Origin of the sequence: Cochlodiniinecator piscidefendens, assembly GCF_011326755.1 — a bacterium.
Taxonomy (GTDB): Bacteria; Pseudomonadota; Alphaproteobacteria; order Rhodobacterales; family Rhodobacteraceae; genus Cochlodiniinecator; species Cochlodiniinecator piscidefendens.
Window position 1 is genome coordinate 85,458 of sequence record NZ_JAAOIE010000003.1, and the last position, 17,077, is coordinate 102,534.

The following is a 17,077-nucleotide window of genomic DNA, read 5'->3' on the forward strand; positions in this document are numbered from 1 at the left end:
CATTTTATTCCTCGTTGATAGCAAACCAGATTGCTGGGTCTACCGGGTCATTACCCTGTCTCAGCTCTATATAAAGCGTTTCCGTACGATCATTGCCAGAGCCATCTGTCACATTTAGCAATATCCCGTCCTCTTGGCCGGGTTTTTGGGGCATTAAGCCAAGTGCAGCGCCTGCGCTGACGACTTCGCCCACTTCGCCATACACAATACCTAATCCAGCGAGCACCAAGAGAGTATCTTCTTCGGGTTCAAGGATCATCACGTTCCCGTAATCCAGCAGCGGTCCACGATATCGTAGCGTTGCTGGCCAAGGAGCGGTTACAAGGGATGAAGGGCGCGTTGCGATAAGCAGCCCCGGGCGTACGACTCCTGCGGCGTCAGTTTCACCAAAGCGTCGCAATACTGTCCCTGAAACGGGGAGGGTTAATTCCCCTTGGGCGGATGCGAAATCAGGTGTGTCGATTTCTAAATCTGTTTCCGGTAAGTCGGCTAGGCCGTCTGCAAATCCGGACAATGTTTCGCTACTTTGCAGCAATGCCTGTAACTGGGCGGGATCTTCGGTAAAGCGAATAGGCAACTCTGTGCGGTCTGAAATGGCTTGCGAAAGAGCGGTTCGTGCGTCTTGTACGCCTTTCAACCCTTCCAGCAAGGTCGCTGCGGCTCCTTCTTGAAGCGCACGGAGCAGCGATACTTCCTCAAGCTGAAAGCGTAGCTCATCCGCTTGGGCTTGCAGAGCGGGTGTGATTTCAGAAAGGATCATTCCAGATCGTGCGGTCCCCATCGGACCAGATGGGTGTAGCAGTAAGACAGGTGCAGGTGCGTTTTGCATTGATTGAAGAACACCAAGAAGCTGCGCTATTTGTTCGCGCTTGGCATCAAATACAATGGCGATTGCAGCTTCGCGTACAGCAGCCTGACGTAATCCTTCGCGCAGGGCGCCTAAGCCCTCTTCGTAGGCTTGGATCGTTTGGGTCAATGCGGCCACGCGATCGCGGGCTTGGTTTGCCTCTTGTAGCGCAATTGATGCAGTTTCTAGCTGTTGCGCGGCACGCGCCGCAATGTCGGCAGGGTTTACTTGCGCAATCAAGGTTGCGGGAAACGTAAGTGCCGCTGCACAGGTTATTGCGCGCAAAATTTTCATGTTTGAATCAGGCTTTCGCCGGTCATTTCGGGCGGTTGCGGTAAACCCATCAAGCTTAACAACGAAGGCGCGAGATCGGCCAAGCGACCACCATCTCTTAGGCTCGCGCCTTTTGGCCCACCCATCATGACGACAGGCACGGGGTTGGTCGTGTGTGCCGTATGCGGTCCGCCCGTCGTTGGATCAACCATAGTTTCGCAATTACCATGATCTGCCGTGACAATCATTGCGCCACCGGATTTTTCCAACGCGTCGATCACGCGACCTAGGCCATGGTCTACTGCCTCACATGCGGCGACTGCTGCATCTACATCCCCAGTGTGCCCCACCATGTCCGGATTGGCAAAGTTGGTGACGATTAAATCATAGCCTTCTTCAATAGCGTGGACAAACTGGTCGGACACTTCTGGCGCAGACATCTCAGGTTGCAGATCGTAGGTCGCGACTTTGGGTGACAATGGCATAAAACGGTCTTCTCCGTTTTCAGGCTGTTCAACTCCGCCATTCAAAAAGAAAGTTACATGTGGATATTTTTCAGTTTCAGCTAGACGGAACTGGCGTTTTTCATGTTTAGCAACCCATTCGCCTAACGTATTTTTGATCGTTTGTTTGGGATAACATGTGGTCATGTACGCATTGTGGGAACGAGAATAATCAACCATGCCCAGCAATGCTGCCCACTTTGGGCGTTCGCCGACGTCAAATTCATTGAAGTCGGGTTCACCAACTGCACGCAATATTTCACGCGCGCGATCGGCCCGGAAATTGAGGCAATAGAACCCGTCACCATCCTTGGCACCCGCATAGTCATTCAAAACGGTGGCACTGATGAATTCATCGGTTTCGCTGCGATTGTAAGCAGTGGTGATAGCAGAATGGGCATCAGGTGATTTGGGACCGATACCGGAAACAATTGCGCTGTAAGCTTCGTTGACACGTTCCCAGCGATTATCCCGATCCATAGCGAAATAGCGACCAATTACAGTGGCGATCGTCGCGTTGGATGGAAGCACTTCATTCAGTGTTTCCAAATACCCGTAGGCCGACTTAGGTGCAACATCGCGGCCATCTGTGATCATGTGCAAGGCAACAGGCACGCCCGCATCTGTAATGGCTTTGATCGCTGCAATGATGTGGGTGATATGGCCATGTACGCCGCCGTTTGAGACCAATCCCATTACGTGGGCAGTGCCCTTCGTTTCGATGAGACGAGCGCAAAAGGCTTTCAACGCGGCATTGTCGTAAAACGATCCGTTTTCGATAGCCAAGTCAATTTGGCCCAGATCCATAGCAACAACCCGGCCAGCGCCGATATTTGTGTGCCCAACTTCAGAATTACCCATTTGACCGCTTGGCAGTCCCACATCCGGCCCATGTGTGATCAAGGTGCTGTGGGGGCAGGTGGCCATCAAACGATCAAAGTTCGGAGTATGCGCAAGGGCAGGGGCATTGTTTGCGCTATCTTCGCGCAGCCCCCAGCCGTCTAAAATACACAGTACGACGGGTTTGGGTGGTGTCATTCTAAAGTCCTGATGGCTGCTCGCCTTAGTATCTATTCAGTGGCAGCCAAAAGGGCAAGCTACACGCGATGATAAGGCGCACCTGCAAGGATAGAGGCTGCACGGTAAAGTTGTTCACTTAGCATGACGCGCGCCAACATATGCGGCCAAACCATGGCGCCAAAACTAAGTTTGAAATCCGCCTTAGCCCGCAGGGATTTTGCGATGCCGTCTGCGCCTCCTATCACGAAAGCCAGATCACCACGCCCGTCATCACGCCACCGGCCGATCTGGTTGGCAAAATCGGGTGAGGGCATAATTTTGCCGCGCTCATCCATGCAGCAAATGATCGAACCTTTGGGAATAACGCGTTCCAATAGAATCGCTTCGGCGTCTGAGCCGCCGCCTTTTTTGTCTTCAACTTCATGCACGGTTACAGGGCCGAGACCTAACGCCCGCCCGCTGCGGTCAAATCGTTGGAGGTAATCATCGAGAAGTGTGCGTTCAGGGCCAGCGCGCAGCCGGCCCACAGCACAAATGTGTACGCGCATCAGTCAGTCGTGGTTCCTGGGCCACCCGCCGCCAGCCACATATCTTCAAGCTGGTAGAATTCGCGGACCTCTGGGCGGAAGACATGTACAACAACGTCGCCGGTGTCGATCAGAACCCAATCGCCCTGTTCTTTGCCTTCGATCTTGGAAAACCGCCCAAAATCTTGTTTAATGTCGTCTGTTACACGTTCCGCAAGCGCAGCCACCTGACGCGAAGAACGGCCAGAGCAAACGACCATATAGTCGCCAATCACAGATTTTCCGCGCAGGTCGATCTGCACGACATCTTCAGCTTTGTTTTCGTCGAGTGAAGTCAAAATGCGTGCAAGCAACACTTCGCTTGTAACACTATCGGATGCGCCCGTTTGGGTTTGCTCCGGTGCGCCTGATTTATCAGACGCGTTTGCAGGGGTACTCAGGACCATGTCCTCCTTTCGGCGCGTCGCAAGGCCCCGACGCCGGGCTATATCTGTAGGGTAACACTGCCGCAAAGGAATCTCAATGCGTCATTACAAGTGTTCTGAAAAGGGTTGTTGGGGTAAATATTGGGTCTAATCGTCCGGAAGAGACATTGTTTCGTTGCCCAAAACACGTACTTCGCGCTGAGGAAATGGAATACTAATGCCATGTTCTTGAAATGCATCCCAAAGGGCGAGATAGACATTGCCGCGGATATTAGTCAGGCCGCCAGTTGGGTCTTTGATCCAAAACCTAAGGATGTAATCGACCGAGCTGTCCCCAAAGCCAACAATGTGGCAAACGGGGGCCTTGGAACTTAGAACACGGCTCACCCCTTTGGCAGCATCAATCGCGACTTTGCGCACATTGTGCGGGTCGCATCCATAAGAGGTGCCAAAGAATATATCGAGCCTTACAAAGTCATTGGAATGGGACCAGTTAACCACTTGACCAGTGATCAGATCCTCATTCGGGATCAGGTATTCTTTGCCATTTCGCGTGACAACAGAAACGTAGCGTGCGCCTAAACTGTCAATCCAGCCAAATGTTTCGCCAAGGCTGATCACGTCGCCGGGTTTGATTGATTTATCCAGCAGAATGATCACACCAGACACGAGGTTGGATACTACTTTCTGTAAACCAAAACCAAGGCCGACACCAACCGCACCGGATAGGACCGCTAAACCCGTAAGATCAAATCCGACAGCTTTTAACCCTAAGAAAAACGCCGCGCTGAAGAGCGCCATTTGAATGAATTTAACGGCCAATACACGCATTGACGGCGAGATATCTTCGTTTTCTCCGATTTTCCGGGCGGTGGTGCTGGACAACACACGGGCAATGAAAAACAAAATGCCTGTGACAAACAATGCTTTGAGAATTGCAAAAACGGACAGACGAAAATCACCAAATTCAATGGCGAGATTTTCTAACAATGACGATGTCGTTTCTAAAAAACCAAAATAATAGAGAGCGGCGTAAATCCACCCGCCCCAAACCACCGTTCGCCTGATCAAAGTGTTGTGGATAAGGCGTCCGACAAAGGCAATAAAGAGCCAGGCAACCGACATCGTTCCAATGAGGGACAGCAGATAAGTGCGCGACGGAAAAGTATGCAGAACCTCGCGCATGAAAAAAATGACGGACCAGGTTAGAACAACGAAAAAGATTAACCGGATACGACGATGAACAACCAAAAGCCAACGCAGTTGCCATTTGGGACGCCCTTCTAGGCCGCGCATCCAATTGTGAAACCGCGGAGCGAAAAAGAGCATCGCAAGATGTGCAACAAGGAACACGCCAACGATTACGACCAGCTGTGTAAGACGCGATGGCAATAAAAGTGAAAACCCAAAGGTTTCAATCTCGGAAATCAATGTGCCAAAGGCAGAAAGGGCGGTGTCAGGTGTTGTTTCTTGTTCCATTGACCTCACAATGGCATGTGGGTTTGGGTTCGGCAACTCACTTGCTGTTTATTCGAGTCCTAGATATGCCTCTGACATGAGTGACATTTTTCTATTGATCATTGCGGGTTTCGGGGCGGGCATTGTGAATGCCCTTGCGGGTGGCGGAACATTTTTGACGTTTCCGGCATTGGTGTTTATCGGAATTCCCCCTGTTGCAGCTAATGCAACAAGCGCGGTTGCGGTTTTTCCTGGCTATCTCGCTGCTGCGCTTGGGTTTCGCGAAGAAATTTCTGCAATCCCGCGCTCTGATCTTCTGCGGGCGTGTTTAGCCAGTTTGCTGGGGGGATTGGTTGGCGGCCTGTTACTTTTGGTTTCATCCAACGAAATTTTTGCACTTCTTGTGCCTTTTCTGCTTTTGATCGCGACGCTTGCATTTGCCTTTCAGAATTTTATTCAAAAAGCTCTGAGCCAAAGCGGTGTTCGAATAGCTTCTTACGGTTGGATCGGATTGATGGCGGTGTCGATCTATGGTGGATATTTCAATGGTGGTCTCGGCATCGTCCTGCTTGCACTCTATGCATTGTGGGGGATGAAAGACCTCAACCAAATGAACGGCTTGAAAAATGCGATGTCGTTTGTGATTTCCGCGATTTCTGTTGCAACATTTGCAATTGCAGGGATCGTTCATTGGCCAGAGGCCTTGATCATGGCGCTCGCCGCGATTGCGGGCGGATTTGCCGGCGCACGGTTGGCGAAGGTTTTACCAACAATATTTGTGCGCGGATTTGTTATTTTGATGGGTTTTGGGATGGCGTTTGTGTTTTTCGGGCGGCTCATGGCTTGATGGAATCTGCGTAGGGGTGTAAGGCCGACATATGAAACGCATTTACGATATCGACGATCGCGCCTTTTTGCCTTGGCGCTTTTATGGTCAGTCGCTTTCTATCATCGCCGCCCTATGACGGTTGGCGTGCGCTTTCGCACGCCCTTTTGCAGCTTTCGCCACATCTGAAATCAAGAATGGGAGAGGACTATGTCCCCCAAAACGCTTTATGATAAAATCTGGGATGCGCATGTTGCGCATGAGGCCGAAGACGGCACAACCCTGCTGTATATTGACCGCCATTTGGTGCACGAAGTGACCAGTGCGCAAGCCTTTGAAGGTCTGCGTATGACTGGTCGCACCGTGCGCGCACCGGAAAAAACCATCGCTGTGCCTGATCACAACGTCCCAACGACCCTTGACCGCGCCAAAGGGATCGAGAACGAAGAAAGCCGCATTCAGGTTGACGCGCTTGACACAAATGCCAAAGAATTCGGCATCCATTATTACCCTGTGCACGACATTCGTCAGGGGATCGTGCATATTGTTGGCCCAGAACAAGGCTGGACTTTGCCCGGTATGACTGTCGTTTGTGGCGATAGTCACACTGCGACACACGGCGCATTCGGCGCGCTGGCCCACGGTATCGGCACATCAGAGGTCGAACATGTTCTGGCGACGCAAACGCTGATCCAGAAAAAATCCAAAAACATGAAGGTTGAGATCACTGGCAAATTGATGCCGGGTGTAACAGCCAAAGACATTACTATGGCCGTTATCGGCGAAACCGGAACCGCTGGCGGTACCGGTTATGTCATCGAATATTGTGGTGAAGCGATCCGTGATTTGACGATGGAAGGCCGGATGACGGTCTGCAATATGGCAATTGAAGGCGGCGCGCGCGCTGGCCTGATCGCGCCTGACCAAACCACATATGACTACGTAAACGGTCGTCCGCACGCCCCAAAAGGTGCACAATGGGAAGCGGCGCTTGATTGGTGGAAAACGCTTTACACCGACGATGGTGCACACTTCGATAAAGTTGTGACCTTGAAAGGCGAAGATATCGCACCTTGTGTAACTTGGGGCACTTCACCTGAGGATGTTTTGCCGATTTCTGCGGTTGTTCCGGCACCCGAAAGCTTTGAAGGCGGCAAAGTTGATGCCGCGGCGCGCGCGCTTGAGTACATGGGCTTGGAAGCAGGCCAAAAATTGACCGACATCGAAATCGACACTGTATTCATTGGGTCTTGCACCAATGGGCGGATCGAGGATTTGCGCGCTGTTGCTGAGGTCGTAAAAGGCAAAAAGATCAAAGACGGTATGCGTGCGATGATCGTGCCGGGCTCTGGTCTGGTGCGTGCACAAGCGGACGAAGAAGGTCTTTCTGAAATCTTTGAGGCTGCTGGTTTTGAATGGCGCCTGGCTGGGTGTTCTATGTGCCTCGCGATGAACCCTGATCAGCTTGCGGAACATGAGCGTTGCGCGTCAACGTCCAACCGTAACTTTGAAGGTCGTCAGGGCTACAAAGGTCGTACACACCTCGTGAGCCCCGCAATGGCAGCTGCTGCCGCGTTGACCGGTCGTTTGACCGATGTGCGTGAATTGATCTAAGGAACCAAATCAATGGAAAAGTTTGAAAAACTCCAAGGCGTCGCAGCCCCAATGCCGTTGGTGAATATCGACACTGACATGATCATTCCCAAGGTGTTCTTGAAATCAATCAAACGCACCGGCTTTGGTGTGAACCTGTTTGATGAGATGCGCTATAACCGAGACGGTTCCGAAATCGAAGACTTCGTGTTGAACAAACCACAATACCGCAATGCGGATATTTTGGTTGCTGGCGACAACTTCGGATGTGGATCTTCGCGCGAACATGCGCCGTGGGCCATCGCTGATTTTGGCATCAAATGCGTTATCTCCACGTCATTCGCTGACATCTTCTTCAACAACTGTTTTAAAAACGGTATTTTGCCAATTGTCTTGCCGCAGGAACAAATCGACATCCTGATGAGCGACGCTGAAAAGGGCGAAAATGCTCGGATGACGGTTGATCTGGAAGCCCAAGAAATCACTACTTCTGATGGTGATGTTATTGCGTTTGAGGTTGATGCATTCAAAAAACACTGCTTGCTCGAGGGCTTGGATGATATTGGCCTAACTATGGAAAAAGCCAAATCTATCGACACGTTTGAGGCGGCAGCGTCACAATCGCGTCCTTGGGTCTAATCCTTTTTGGGTTTTAGTAAAAAACAATATTTTGTGGGCGGACGCGATCTGCCCACAATACCCTGAGTGCAGTTGATGCAAACTCGCACCAGTATCTTCAATTCCCTGTAAAAAATTTTGTCTTTTTAAGCAAAGGGTTGAAGCACGTCCTGAAACAAGGCAAAAATTGGGCAAGAATGAGGCAAGCCGACATAATGATCGGTACCAGATGGAATAGGACGCGGCAAAGTATCGTGTTCGACCAAACTGAGGGCAAGGGTAGTGTTATCGAAACTGATAGGCGCAGTTGTGCGCGCAGTTCTCGTCGCGGTGTTGATTGCAACGCCGTCCCTAGTATTGCCAAATACCTCTGCTGACACCGCACAAGTCGTTATTTTGGCAGGATTGTTCTGCGGGGCCTTGGTTCTTTTCGAATATGCGTCGTCTTACCCAAGCTTGATCGAGTTTCGCGAAGCACCACCTTTCAATCGCATTCGTTTTGTATCGCTTCTTGCGACAGTATTCTTGTTAAGTGTCATTTGCCGAAGCCACGTTGATGGCAGCGCTCTTGCCAAATTGGTTGCGGCTATTGGCACGCTCGTTGGGCAAGCGATTGATTTCCCTTTCAGTCCGGTTCGGTTGCTGTTGGATGTCTTACCAGAAACGGCATCATCCTCGGATATTGCAACGTTTCGGGCATTGTCTGGGTTGGCTTACCTGATTTCGCTGCTCACGTTGGCAGTTTTTGCAATATATATGCGCTTGATCAGTTGGCCTTCTGCCAATCGGAGTTTCAATGTTTGGGTGAATTTGCCCACATTTGATCCGACCGCAGGCAAAGATGTTGTGACACGGTTAACAAGAGACGCACGTGTTAATATCTTGTTAGGGTTCTTGCTGCCATTCTTAACGCCAATCGCTTTGGCGTCAGGCGTGGAACTGTTTGGGTCTATTTCTATCGCGTCGGAGCAATCTTTGATTTGGATGGTTGCGGCGTGGGCATTTCTTCCGGCAAGCCTGTTTATGCGTGGGATGGCGATGAATCGTATTGCTCAGATGATTCAGGACAAACGGCGCGTTTCTTACGAAAAAGCTGTTGCGCATGGATATGTGCCTGCCTGATTGGAACTGTTCTTGCGTGTGCTGCGCAGGCTGAGACTATTCGGATTGCAACTTTTAATGTAGAACTGTGGCGTCGAGGGCCGGGGCTATTATTGCGTGACATTGTGCGCGGCGAAGACGAACAGATCGACGCGATTGTTTCAGTGATAGCGACGGTTCAGCCAGATATTTTGGTGCTTCAAAATTTCGATTACGATTACGAAAATGCCGCATTGGCGGCGCTCGCCTCTCGATTTGGTGCTGCTAACGTCACCTATCCGCACTTATTTTCTCTACGACCCAATACTGGAATGCCGACAGGCTTGGATATGGACGGCGACGGGCGCTATGGGGGGCCACGCGATGCACAGGGCTATGGTAGCTTTTCCGGCCAAGGCGGAATGGCGATATTATCCCGGTTCCCTTTCGTAGCCCACGATGTGCTTGATATGAGCGGTTTGCTTTGGCGCGACGTTCCAAACGCCCAACTTCCCAACATTGATGGTCGTCCTTTTCCCTCAGAGCAGGCGCAAATGGTACAACGGTTGTCTTCAACAGGGCATTGGTTCGTGCCGGTTTCTATACGAGCGGATTTGACACTGGATATGCTGACTTGGTATGCGACGCCGCCGGTATTCGATGGCGTTGAAGACCGAAATGGTAAACGAAATCATGACGAAAGCGCCTTTTGGCTCAGGTATCTCGAGGGGGTATTTGAATGGTCTCCCCCAGAACATTCATTTGTATTAGTCGGGGGTGCGAATTTAGATGTCTATGACGGCGAAGGCCGTCCGGCGGCACTTAGGGCTTTGCTGAGCCACCCGTTGCTGCAAGATGTATCCCCCCAAAGTGATGGCGGAACACATTATGCACGCGCAGACGGGGGGGTAAACTTATCGCATGTGGGCAACCCCGCTTTGGATACCGCAAACTGGCCGGATGGGCCGGAGGGTCCGGGCAATTTGCGTGTGGATTATATTCTGCCATCGGTGGATTTGAATGTTGCGGGTTCAGGGGTCTATTGGCCTATTGACGATGACACCGTAGCAACTGCATCACGGCACCGGTTGGTGTGGGTTGATCTTACTCTTTAAGCGAGTGTTTCTTGACCCTCGGGGCCCAAACCGCTAGGCCAAGGCAACCCTGCAATTCAAGGAAGATTCCAAATGAGCAACCCTTCACTTCTTATTCTCCCAGGTGACGGCATTGGCCAAGAAGTTATGGTCGAAGTCCGTAAAATCATCGATTGGTATGGCGAAAACCGCGGCTTGAATTTTGACGTGTCCGAGGATCTCGTTGGTGGGGCGGCTTACGACAAGCATGGTGTGCCATTGGCAGACGAAACAATGGCAAAAGCGCAAGAAGTCGATGCTGTTTTGTTGGGCGCTGTTGGCGGCCCTAAATATGACGTCCTTGATTTCTCTGTGAAGCCAGAGCGCGGACTACTGCGTTTACGCAAAGAAATGGATTTGTTTGCGAACCTGCGTCCTGCCCAGTGCTTTGATGCGCTCGCAGATTTTTCATCGCTGAAAAAAGACATCGTTTCTGGCCTTGATATCATGATCGTACGCGAGCTGACCTCGGGATCGTATTTCGGTGAACCACGTGGCATTTTCGAAGAAAATGGTCAGCGCGTTGGTATTAACACCCAGCGTTATACCGAAGCTGAAATTGCGCGTGTTGCACGTTCTGCATTTGAATTGGCCCGTCGTCGCAACAATCGCGTTTGTTCAATGGAAAAAGCAAACGTGATGGAATCTGGTATCCTATGGCGTGACGTCGTTGAGGAAATCCACAAAGCGGAATATTCCGATGTCGAGCTATCGCATATGTATGCAGACAACGGTGCTATGCAGTTGGTGCGCGCACCAAAACAGTTTGATGTCATTCTAACGGATAACTTGTTTGGCGATATTCTGTCTGATTGTGCTGCAATGTTGACGGGTTCTCTTGGGATGCTTCCATCTGCATCTTTGGGTGCGCCTATGGAAAATGGCCGTCCTAAGGCAATGTACGAACCCGTACATGGATCCGCGCCAGATATCATGGGGCAAGGCAAAGCCAACCCTTGTGCGTGTATCCTTAGCTTTGCCATGGCGCTACGCTATTCCTTCGATCAAGGCGAAGAGGCGACCCGCCTGGAAACGGCTGTTGAAAAAGTTCTGGCCAGCGGCGTGCGTACCGGAGATTTGATGCAATCTGACGGCGGAACTCCGGTTTCAACCAGCCAAATGGGTGATGCAATTCTCGCAGAATTGTCGTCCTCTCTTTGAATAAGAGACACGATCTAAAGTAAATCAGAGGGGCTTTGGCCCCTTTTTTATTTTTGGAAGGGGCTTGTTTCGAGGGGACAGAGGAGTATCAAACAAAGGAGTTCTTTTTAACAAGCCATTGGATGTCGTATGAGCGATCAACACAACGACAAACAAAATTTACGTGCGAGCCTTTATGGGTTGATGGCGTTTGGTATTTTTTCATCTCATGATGTCATTATCAAAGTGCTGGGTAATAGTTATTCTTCCTTTCAGCTTGTGTTTTTTAGTGCTCTTTTTGGGTTTCCATTTATCACTATTATGCTGATTAAGGATCAGGTGCCGGGCACGCTACGCCCAAAGCATCCTTGGTGGCTTTCGCTGCGATGTGGGTCCGCGTTGGTTTCGGCTGTTGGGGCATTTTTTGCCTTTGGTGTTCTGCCGCTTGCGGAAGTTTATGCCATTCTATTTGCGGCACCTCTGTTAATCACAATTCTTGCTATTCCAATTTTGGGCGAAACGGTGCGGTTGCGTCGTGGTTTGGCTGTGGCTTTTGGGTTGGTCGGTGTGCTGGTTGTTTTGAGACCCGGAGGTACGGAGTTTTCTTTAGGGCATGTGGCCGCAATGGCTGCGGCGGTTTCAGGTGCGCTTAATTCAATTGTGGCGCGTAAAATTGGCCCTGAAGAGCGCAGTGTTGTTATGGTGCTTTATCCGGTGATGACGAACTTCATTGCAATGGGGATTGCGTTGCCATTTGTCTATCAGCCTATGCCAATTGGGGATTTGGGTGCCTTTGTGCTGGTCGCCTTGATGGTGCTTCTTGCGATGATATGTTTGGTCAATGCCTATCAATTGGGGGATGCGGTTATGGTTGCCCCGACTCAATACTCGCAAATTATCTGGGCAATTATGTTTGGTGCTATCTTTTTTGACGAATTCCCCGATCAAACAACTTTGGTTGGTGTTGGCATTATTATTTTGAGTGGGCTCTATATTTTAAAACGAGAATCAACTGGTACAAACTCTGAAAACACCCCGGTTTTGAGAACCAGAACCCGAATTGGGTTGTCTTCGGGACTGCGTGTAGGGACGCAACTCAAAAAGTCGAAAAAAAGCTCAAGATAGCTCTTGCCAAATCAGTTGGGTGGGGGTACTTCCGCCTCACGGTCGGGCTGTAGCGCAGCCTGGTAGCGCACCTGTTTTGGGTACAGGGGGTCAGAGGTTCGAATCCTCTCAGCCCGACCAGTTTTCCCCTGTTTAATGCACAAAAACCTTAGCATGTCTCACTTGAGGCAGCTAAAGGGTTTTGTGCGTAATATGGTCCAAGTATTTTCTCCTAAGATGTGTAAACCAATGTAGTTTTACATCTGCGACGTTTTATGTCGCCTTTTAGCCTGAAATTTACGTTGGTTATCGGCCTGATAATGAAGTTGAAACGGTAACTTTTTTACGCAACCAATGCCTCGACCGAAAATAGGAAAAACTATGCTTCATACACGCCCCGAATTGATTGCGGCCATTCGCGACCGCTTTGCTCATGTCGATAACTGCCCATTTCAGGGGCCACGCGTATTTTTTGAAAACGCCGGTGGCGCGCTGACGCTGAAATCCGTTGTCGAAACGTCAAACAAGTTTGCTGGTATTCCAGATAACCAGGGTCGCGATAACCCTGCGGCACACGCTCTCGTCGCGACAATTACCAAAGCAAAAGAGGATATGGCGCTGTTTATGAACGCGTCATCAGGCCAGTTTTTTGCAGGAGAAAGCGGAACTGAACTTTTATTTCGTATGATCCGTACAGCTTGTGTAAATGCGCCTAAAGGAAGCAAAGTATTAGGGAGCTCACTTGAGCATCCTGCGTCCCGCTCTGCGGCGCGCCGCTGGGCAGAAATAGCGGGTCTTGAGTATGTGAATGTGCAACACGATGACGAAACAGGCACTGTTACGGCTGAGGACTATGCGCGTTATATAACAGCTGACACAAGCGTCGCTACGATCCTTCATACCTCTCCGGTGACGGGTATGGGTGTCGATGTAGAAGCTGTGTCTAAGGCTATTCGTGCGGTGGCTCCCAATTGCTACATCATCGTTGATGGTATCCAGCACGCGGCACACGGCCAACTTGATCTAGATGCATATAATGTCGATGGCTACGCGATTTCACCTTACAAGGTGTTTTCACGTCACGGTTATGGCATTGGCTGGATTTCTGATCGTTTTAGCGCAATGCCGCACGATATGTTGATCGATGCACCGGCCACTGGGTGGGAATTCGGAACCCGCGATACCGGTGCCTATGCGACATTGAGTGATGTTGTTGGGTATTTTGATTGGCTCGGTGGCGAAGTATCAGACGAAACTGAACCTCGCGCCCGGATCGAAGCAGCAGGCCGCGCTATTCATGCTTATGAAAAGCACCTCACAGATGCGATGATCAAAGGGACCGGCAACATAAAAGGTCTGGCCGAGATGGAAAATATCACCATCCTAGGCGGCGAAGATAACCCTGCGCGTGAAGGTTTGGTTTCAATTGTTGTGAAGGGCGTTCCATCGCCTGAGGTTGTGACGAAACTGAACGAGCAAGGTATCCGTACACATACGCGCAAAGCGGACCACTATTCAGGCAATATCCTGAATCCACTTGGTCTGGATGATTGTATTCGCGTGTCGCTGTGCCACTATAACACTGAACACGAAGTTGCGCAGTTCTTGACTGTGATCAAGGAAATCAACGACAACGCGTAAAGCATAGTACCCCGCATTGTTTTGATGCGGGGTATTTTTTAGGATGGGCAGGGTGTTCCTGCTGCCCCCCATGCCAGCACATCGTTGACATGATCTTGTAAGGAATAGGGCGCACTTTCGCGCCCGACTCCGGGGTTCCATGCCCAGTGTAAAATGACATCGTGATCTAAATGTTCGGCAATTTCGAGTACGTTGCGCCCGCCGTTTCGTTCTGGGTCGCGCAATTGTTCGCAGACCTCACGTGATGATTTTCCAAACCATTCGGCTTCCACCGGCGCTAATCGCCAATCAGCGGTGACACCGGGTGGAGCATGAGGCAGATCAATATTGTTTGGTGAGTGACACGTGCTGCACAGGATATGCTCTGCGCCAATTCTGCTTTCGCCAGCGTTGATGTTCATGCCGTGCGGCCGCGCAGAGCCGTAACTCGGGCCTGACCACATAGGGCGATTGTCGGCCCCCACGTGGCAATTGGAGCACCTCGGATGGGAGAAAACTTCGTAAGCGCGCGACCAATGTTCAAGCCCTAGCGCGGTGTCGATGCTTCCGTATTCGGGGGGATCAATGATGATATTCTCACCTTCTGCATGAAGCGGAAGGTTGAGGCAGGTTAGCATGGCAAGAGATACAAAAAACTGTTTCATAGCGGCCTCAAACGAAATTGATGTGTTTGTTCAACGGCAATTCGCGAATGCGCTGACCTGTCGCTGAAAAAATCGCATTTGCGAGGGCCGGGGCAGCCGGCGGCACGGGTGGTTCGCCAATACCGCGCACTTTATCCCCGAGTTCTAGCCCACGCACTTCGATCTTGGGGCATTGATATAGGCGCATCGCTTCAAAGGCGTGAAAATTATCCTGTTCGGCCATGCCATCTGAATAGGTAAGTTCGCAATTCATCGCGTGGCCTAAGCCGAATATAACCCCGCCTTTCATCAGATTGTCGAAGTTTATGGGGTCGATGATTTTACCCACGTTTGCGGCGACATAGGCTTTATCGATGCGGATTCCTTGATCTGTGTGCACGACCTCGATCACCTCCGCGACTGGCACACCAAATGACAGGCAAAACGCAATACCGCGCCCTTGATCTTGTGCCAAAGGGCTTCCCCAGTTCGACATCTCAGCTGCGGCTTCAATGACCTTGCGTGAGGTTGGATCATTGCAAAGTCTTAATCGTTCTTCTACAGGATCGGCACCTGCGGCATGGATTAACTCATCTAAAAAACAATCGTGGAAAAAGCCGTTGCCAGAGGCCCCGACGGAGCGCCAAGAACTGATCGGGACCATCGCCGGCACCCTGTATCCGGTGACACGGTAATTGGGGATGGCAAAAGGTTGATCCCAAGCGCCTGCAACGATGGAGGTGTCTGGACCAGGCAGCCATTGCCCTTGTCGTCCTAATTGATTTTCTATAATTGAGGGTGCTGCAATTCCTAAATCGATCCCTTCGATTTTGCCGTCATTGATGGACCCGCGCCCGCGCGCCATCATCATTGGGCGCGGGAAATCATGCGTCATGTCCTCTTCGCGACTCCAAGTCATTTTGATTGGGGTACCGGGCACTGTCATCGCTAATTCAACAGCCTGTGCAACATAAACATCTTCCAGCCGTCGCCCAAAGCTGCCGCCCATCATCTCGACGTGGATATGAATATCGTCATGATCAACCCCAGTTTGCTTCGCAACATTTGCTTGCATGAACCGTGGGATTTGCGTGCCGGTCCAGATGTCTACGCGTGTGGCTGTGACCAAAACAATTGCGTTCATCGGTTCGAGCGCGGCATGGGCCAAATGTGGAACGCGGTATTCTGCCTCTATAGTGGTTTCGCCGATGGCAGCATCTACATCGCCATCTGCACGAAACTGACTATCTTGAAATTCGGGCGAAAATGCTGCTGAAGTTTGTGCCCACATTTCTTCTGTTGTAGCGGGATAGGGGGCGGGGCCCCAATCGAACTGGATCGAATTGGCGGCTTGAAACGCTCGCCACGTGTTATCGGCTATGACTCCGACGCCGCCATTGATCGGTACAATCTTTTCGACGCCGCGCATCGTTTCAGCAATCGAAGCATCATAGCCGATCATGGGGCCGCCTATACGTGGATTGGTGCGAACCGTTGCATGCAGCATCCCGTCAACGGTTTGATCAATGCCGTATTTCAGGGTGCCGGTCGATTTCGCAACGATGTCTATGCGTTGCATATCTTTGCCCAAGTATCGCCACTCACTTGGCTGCTTAAGCACTACTTCGGCTACAGGTTCAATCGAAGCAGCTGTTGTCGCTAGCGCTGTGTAGGTCAGGGAGGTTCCATCCGGTAGATACACTGCGCCATTCTCGGTGCGGAGTTGTCCCGCTGGTACGCCGGATTCTTGGGATGCCGCCTCCTTAAGTGTTTCGCGGGCGACAGCCCCAGCAACGCGCAGCTTTTCATAGGCGTCGGGAACTGTGGAAGAGCCGCCCGTAATTTGCATACCAATTAGCTTGGCCAAAACCCCACCAAACCCGCGTGCCTGACGGGCAGCAAAACTTTCGTCGGTTGCCATAAAGGGAAAGCCTTCGCCAGCGACGGCAGCATTGAAATAGGCAGCACTCGGTACACCTGGCGAAACGGCTACGGTGTTAAGATCTACGTCCAGCTCTTCTGCAATCAATGCGGCTTGAACAGAGTAGGCCCCTTGGCCCTTATCCGCGCGGGGGGTGATGAGCGTGATGCCATCTGTGGTAATCAAAACATATGGTGTGAGTGCCGCTTCGCCCTCGGCCAGATTGTTGAGTAAAGGGTTTTCTACCGGTTTTTTGTAGGCGTAATATCCAAAGGCGACGCCACCCGCGATAGCGGCTGAGCTGATCAGAAATGCGCGACGCGTATAGGTTTTTAGCTTTCCCAT

Annotated in this window: 15 protein-coding genes and 1 tRNA gene; 9 read left to right on the top strand and 7 right to left on the bottom strand. The window is 51.1% G+C overall.

Annotated elements, in window-relative coordinates:
• Window positions 1-4: 4 nt before the first annotated feature.
• The 5 genes from G9C99_RS09240 to G9C99_RS09260 all read right to left on the bottom strand — a co-directional run bounded on the left by G9C99_RS09240 (window position 5) and on the right by G9C99_RS09260 (window position 5,074).
• Window positions 5-1,135: a murein hydrolase activator EnvC family protein gene (locus tag G9C99_RS09240; protein WP_407926017.1), complete on the bottom strand. Its 1,131-nt coding sequence runs from the start codon at window positions 1,133-1,135 to the stop codon at window positions 5-7.
• Window positions 1,136-1,137: 2 nt separating this feature from the next.
• Window positions 1,138-2,661 carry a 2,3-bisphosphoglycerate-independent phosphoglycerate mutase gene (gene gpmI, locus G9C99_RS09245; RefSeq protein ID WP_166417216.1) on the bottom strand — a complete coding sequence of 508 codons (1,524 nt, stop codon included), beginning with the start codon at window positions 2,659-2,661 and terminating at the stop codon, window positions 1,138-1,140.
• Window positions 2,662-2,720: 59 nt separating this feature from the next.
• Window positions 2,721-3,191, bottom strand: a complete 471-nt coding sequence (rlmH, locus tag G9C99_RS09250; protein ID WP_166417217.1) for a 23S rRNA (pseudouridine(1915)-N(3))-methyltransferase RlmH — start codon at window positions 3,189-3,191, stop codon at window positions 2,721-2,723.
• Window positions 3,191-3,616, bottom strand: a complete 426-nt coding sequence (gene rsfS / locus G9C99_RS09255; protein ID WP_166417218.1) for a ribosome silencing factor — start codon at window positions 3,614-3,616, stop codon at window positions 3,191-3,193. Before rsfS ends, rlmH begins: the two co-directional genes overlap by 1 nt.
• Before the next feature lie 126 nt (window positions 3,617-3,742).
• Complete coding sequence (locus G9C99_RS09260; RefSeq protein WP_166417219.1) at window positions 3,743-5,074, bottom strand: mechanosensitive ion channel family protein; 1,332 nt, start codon at window positions 5,072-5,074, stop codon at window positions 3,743-3,745.
• 76 nt (window positions 5,075-5,150) lie between these two features.
• Here G9C99_RS09260 and G9C99_RS09265 point away from each other — a divergent pair, with 76 nt between their 5' ends.
• The 9 genes from G9C99_RS09265 to G9C99_RS09305 all read left to right on the top strand — a co-directional run bounded on the left by G9C99_RS09265 (window position 5,151) and on the right by G9C99_RS09305 (window position 14,188).
• On the top strand, window positions 5,151-5,900 hold the full coding sequence (locus G9C99_RS09265) for a sulfite exporter TauE/SafE family protein (RefSeq protein ID WP_166417220.1): 750 nt from the start codon (window positions 5,151-5,153) through the stop codon (window positions 5,898-5,900).
• Window positions 5,901-6,089: 189 nt separating this feature from the next.
• Window positions 6,090-7,493, top strand: a complete 1,404-nt coding sequence (gene leuC / locus G9C99_RS09270; protein ID WP_166417221.1) for a 3-isopropylmalate dehydratase large subunit — start codon at window positions 6,090-6,092, stop codon at window positions 7,491-7,493.
• Between the two features lie 12 nt (window positions 7,494-7,505).
• The gene (gene leuD / locus G9C99_RS09275; RefSeq protein ID WP_166417222.1) at window positions 7,506-8,111 is read left to right on the top strand and encodes a 3-isopropylmalate dehydratase small subunit; all 606 of its coding nucleotides are present in this window, start codon (window positions 7,506-7,508) and stop codon (window positions 8,109-8,111) included.
• 261 nt (window positions 8,112-8,372) lie between these two features.
• Complete coding sequence (locus tag G9C99_RS09280; protein WP_166417223.1) at window positions 8,373-9,212, top strand: hypothetical protein; 840 nt, start codon at window positions 8,373-8,375, stop codon at window positions 9,210-9,212.
• Between the two features lie 92 nt (window positions 9,213-9,304).
• Window positions 9,305-10,285, top strand: a complete 981-nt coding sequence (locus G9C99_RS09285) for an endonuclease/exonuclease/phosphatase family protein (RefSeq protein ID WP_231704034.1) — start codon at window positions 9,305-9,307, stop codon at window positions 10,283-10,285.
• A 72-nt stretch (window positions 10,286-10,357) separates the two neighbouring features.
• Window positions 10,358-11,464, top strand: coding sequence for a 3-isopropylmalate dehydrogenase (leuB, locus tag G9C99_RS09290; protein WP_166417224.1), 1,107 nt, complete (start codon window positions 10,358-10,360; stop codon window positions 11,462-11,464).
• A 129-nt stretch (window positions 11,465-11,593) separates the two neighbouring features.
• Window positions 11,594-12,568 carry a DMT family transporter gene (locus G9C99_RS09295; protein ID WP_166417225.1) on the top strand — a complete coding sequence of 325 codons (975 nt, stop codon included), beginning with the start codon at window positions 11,594-11,596 and terminating at the stop codon, window positions 12,566-12,568.
• 43 nt (window positions 12,569-12,611) lie between these two features.
• Window positions 12,612-12,688: transfer RNA gene (locus tag G9C99_RS09300), tRNA-Pro, on the top strand.
• Between the two features lie 240 nt (window positions 12,689-12,928).
• Complete coding sequence (locus G9C99_RS09305) at window positions 12,929-14,188, top strand: aminotransferase class V-fold PLP-dependent enzyme (RefSeq protein ID WP_166417226.1); 1,260 nt, start codon at window positions 12,929-12,931, stop codon at window positions 14,186-14,188.
• A gap of 38 nt (window positions 14,189-14,226) precedes the next feature.
• On the opposite strand, the gene G9C99_RS09310 is transcribed toward G9C99_RS09305, so the two are convergent.
• Window positions 14,227-14,832, bottom strand: coding sequence for a hypothetical protein (locus tag G9C99_RS09310; protein ID WP_166417227.1), 606 nt, complete (start codon window positions 14,830-14,832; stop codon window positions 14,227-14,229).
• 7 nt (window positions 14,833-14,839) lie between these two features.
• A complete protein-coding gene (locus G9C99_RS09315) occupies window positions 14,840-17,077 on the bottom strand; it encodes a xanthine dehydrogenase family protein molybdopterin-binding subunit (protein WP_166417228.1) in 2,238 nt (745 codons plus the stop codon).

Bases quoted from the DNA above. Each gene is read 5' to 3' on its own strand.
- gpmI (WP_166417216.1), bottom strand. From the start codon at position 2,661: ATGACACCACCCAAACCCGTCGTACTGTGTATTTTAGACGGCTGGGGG.
- rlmH (WP_166417217.1), bottom strand. From the start codon at position 3,191: ATGCGCGTACACATTTGTGCTGTGGGCCGGCTGCGCGCTGGCCCTGAA.
- rsfS (WP_166417218.1), bottom strand. From the start codon at position 3,616: ATGGTCCTGAGTACCCCTGCAAACGCGTCTGATAAATCAGGCGCACCG.
- G9C99_RS09260 (WP_166417219.1), bottom strand. From the start codon at position 5,074: ATGGAACAAGAAACAACACCTGACACCGCCCTTTCTGCCTTTGGCACA.
- G9C99_RS09265 (WP_166417220.1), top strand. From the start codon at position 5,151: ATGAGTGACATTTTTCTATTGATCATTGCGGGTTTCGGGGCGGGCATT.
- leuC (WP_166417221.1), top strand. From the start codon at position 6,090: ATGTCCCCCAAAACGCTTTATGATAAAATCTGGGATGCGCATGTTGCG.
- leuD (WP_166417222.1), top strand. From the start codon at position 7,506: ATGGAAAAGTTTGAAAAACTCCAAGGCGTCGCAGCCCCAATGCCGTTG.
- leuB (WP_166417224.1), top strand. From the start codon at position 10,358: ATGAGCAACCCTTCACTTCTTATTCTCCCAGGTGACGGCATTGGCCAA.
- G9C99_RS09295 (WP_166417225.1), top strand. From the start codon at position 11,594: ATGAGCGATCAACACAACGACAAACAAAATTTACGTGCGAGCCTTTAT.
- G9C99_RS09305 (WP_166417226.1), top strand. From the start codon at position 12,929: ATGCTTCATACACGCCCCGAATTGATTGCGGCCATTCGCGACCGCTTT.
- G9C99_RS09310 (WP_166417227.1), bottom strand. From the start codon at position 14,832: ATGAAACAGTTTTTTGTATCTCTTGCCATGCTAACCTGCCTCAACCTT.
- G9C99_RS09315 (WP_166417228.1), bottom strand. From the start codon at position 17,077: ATGGGAAAGCTAAAAACCTATACGCGTCGCGCATTTCTGATCAGCTCA.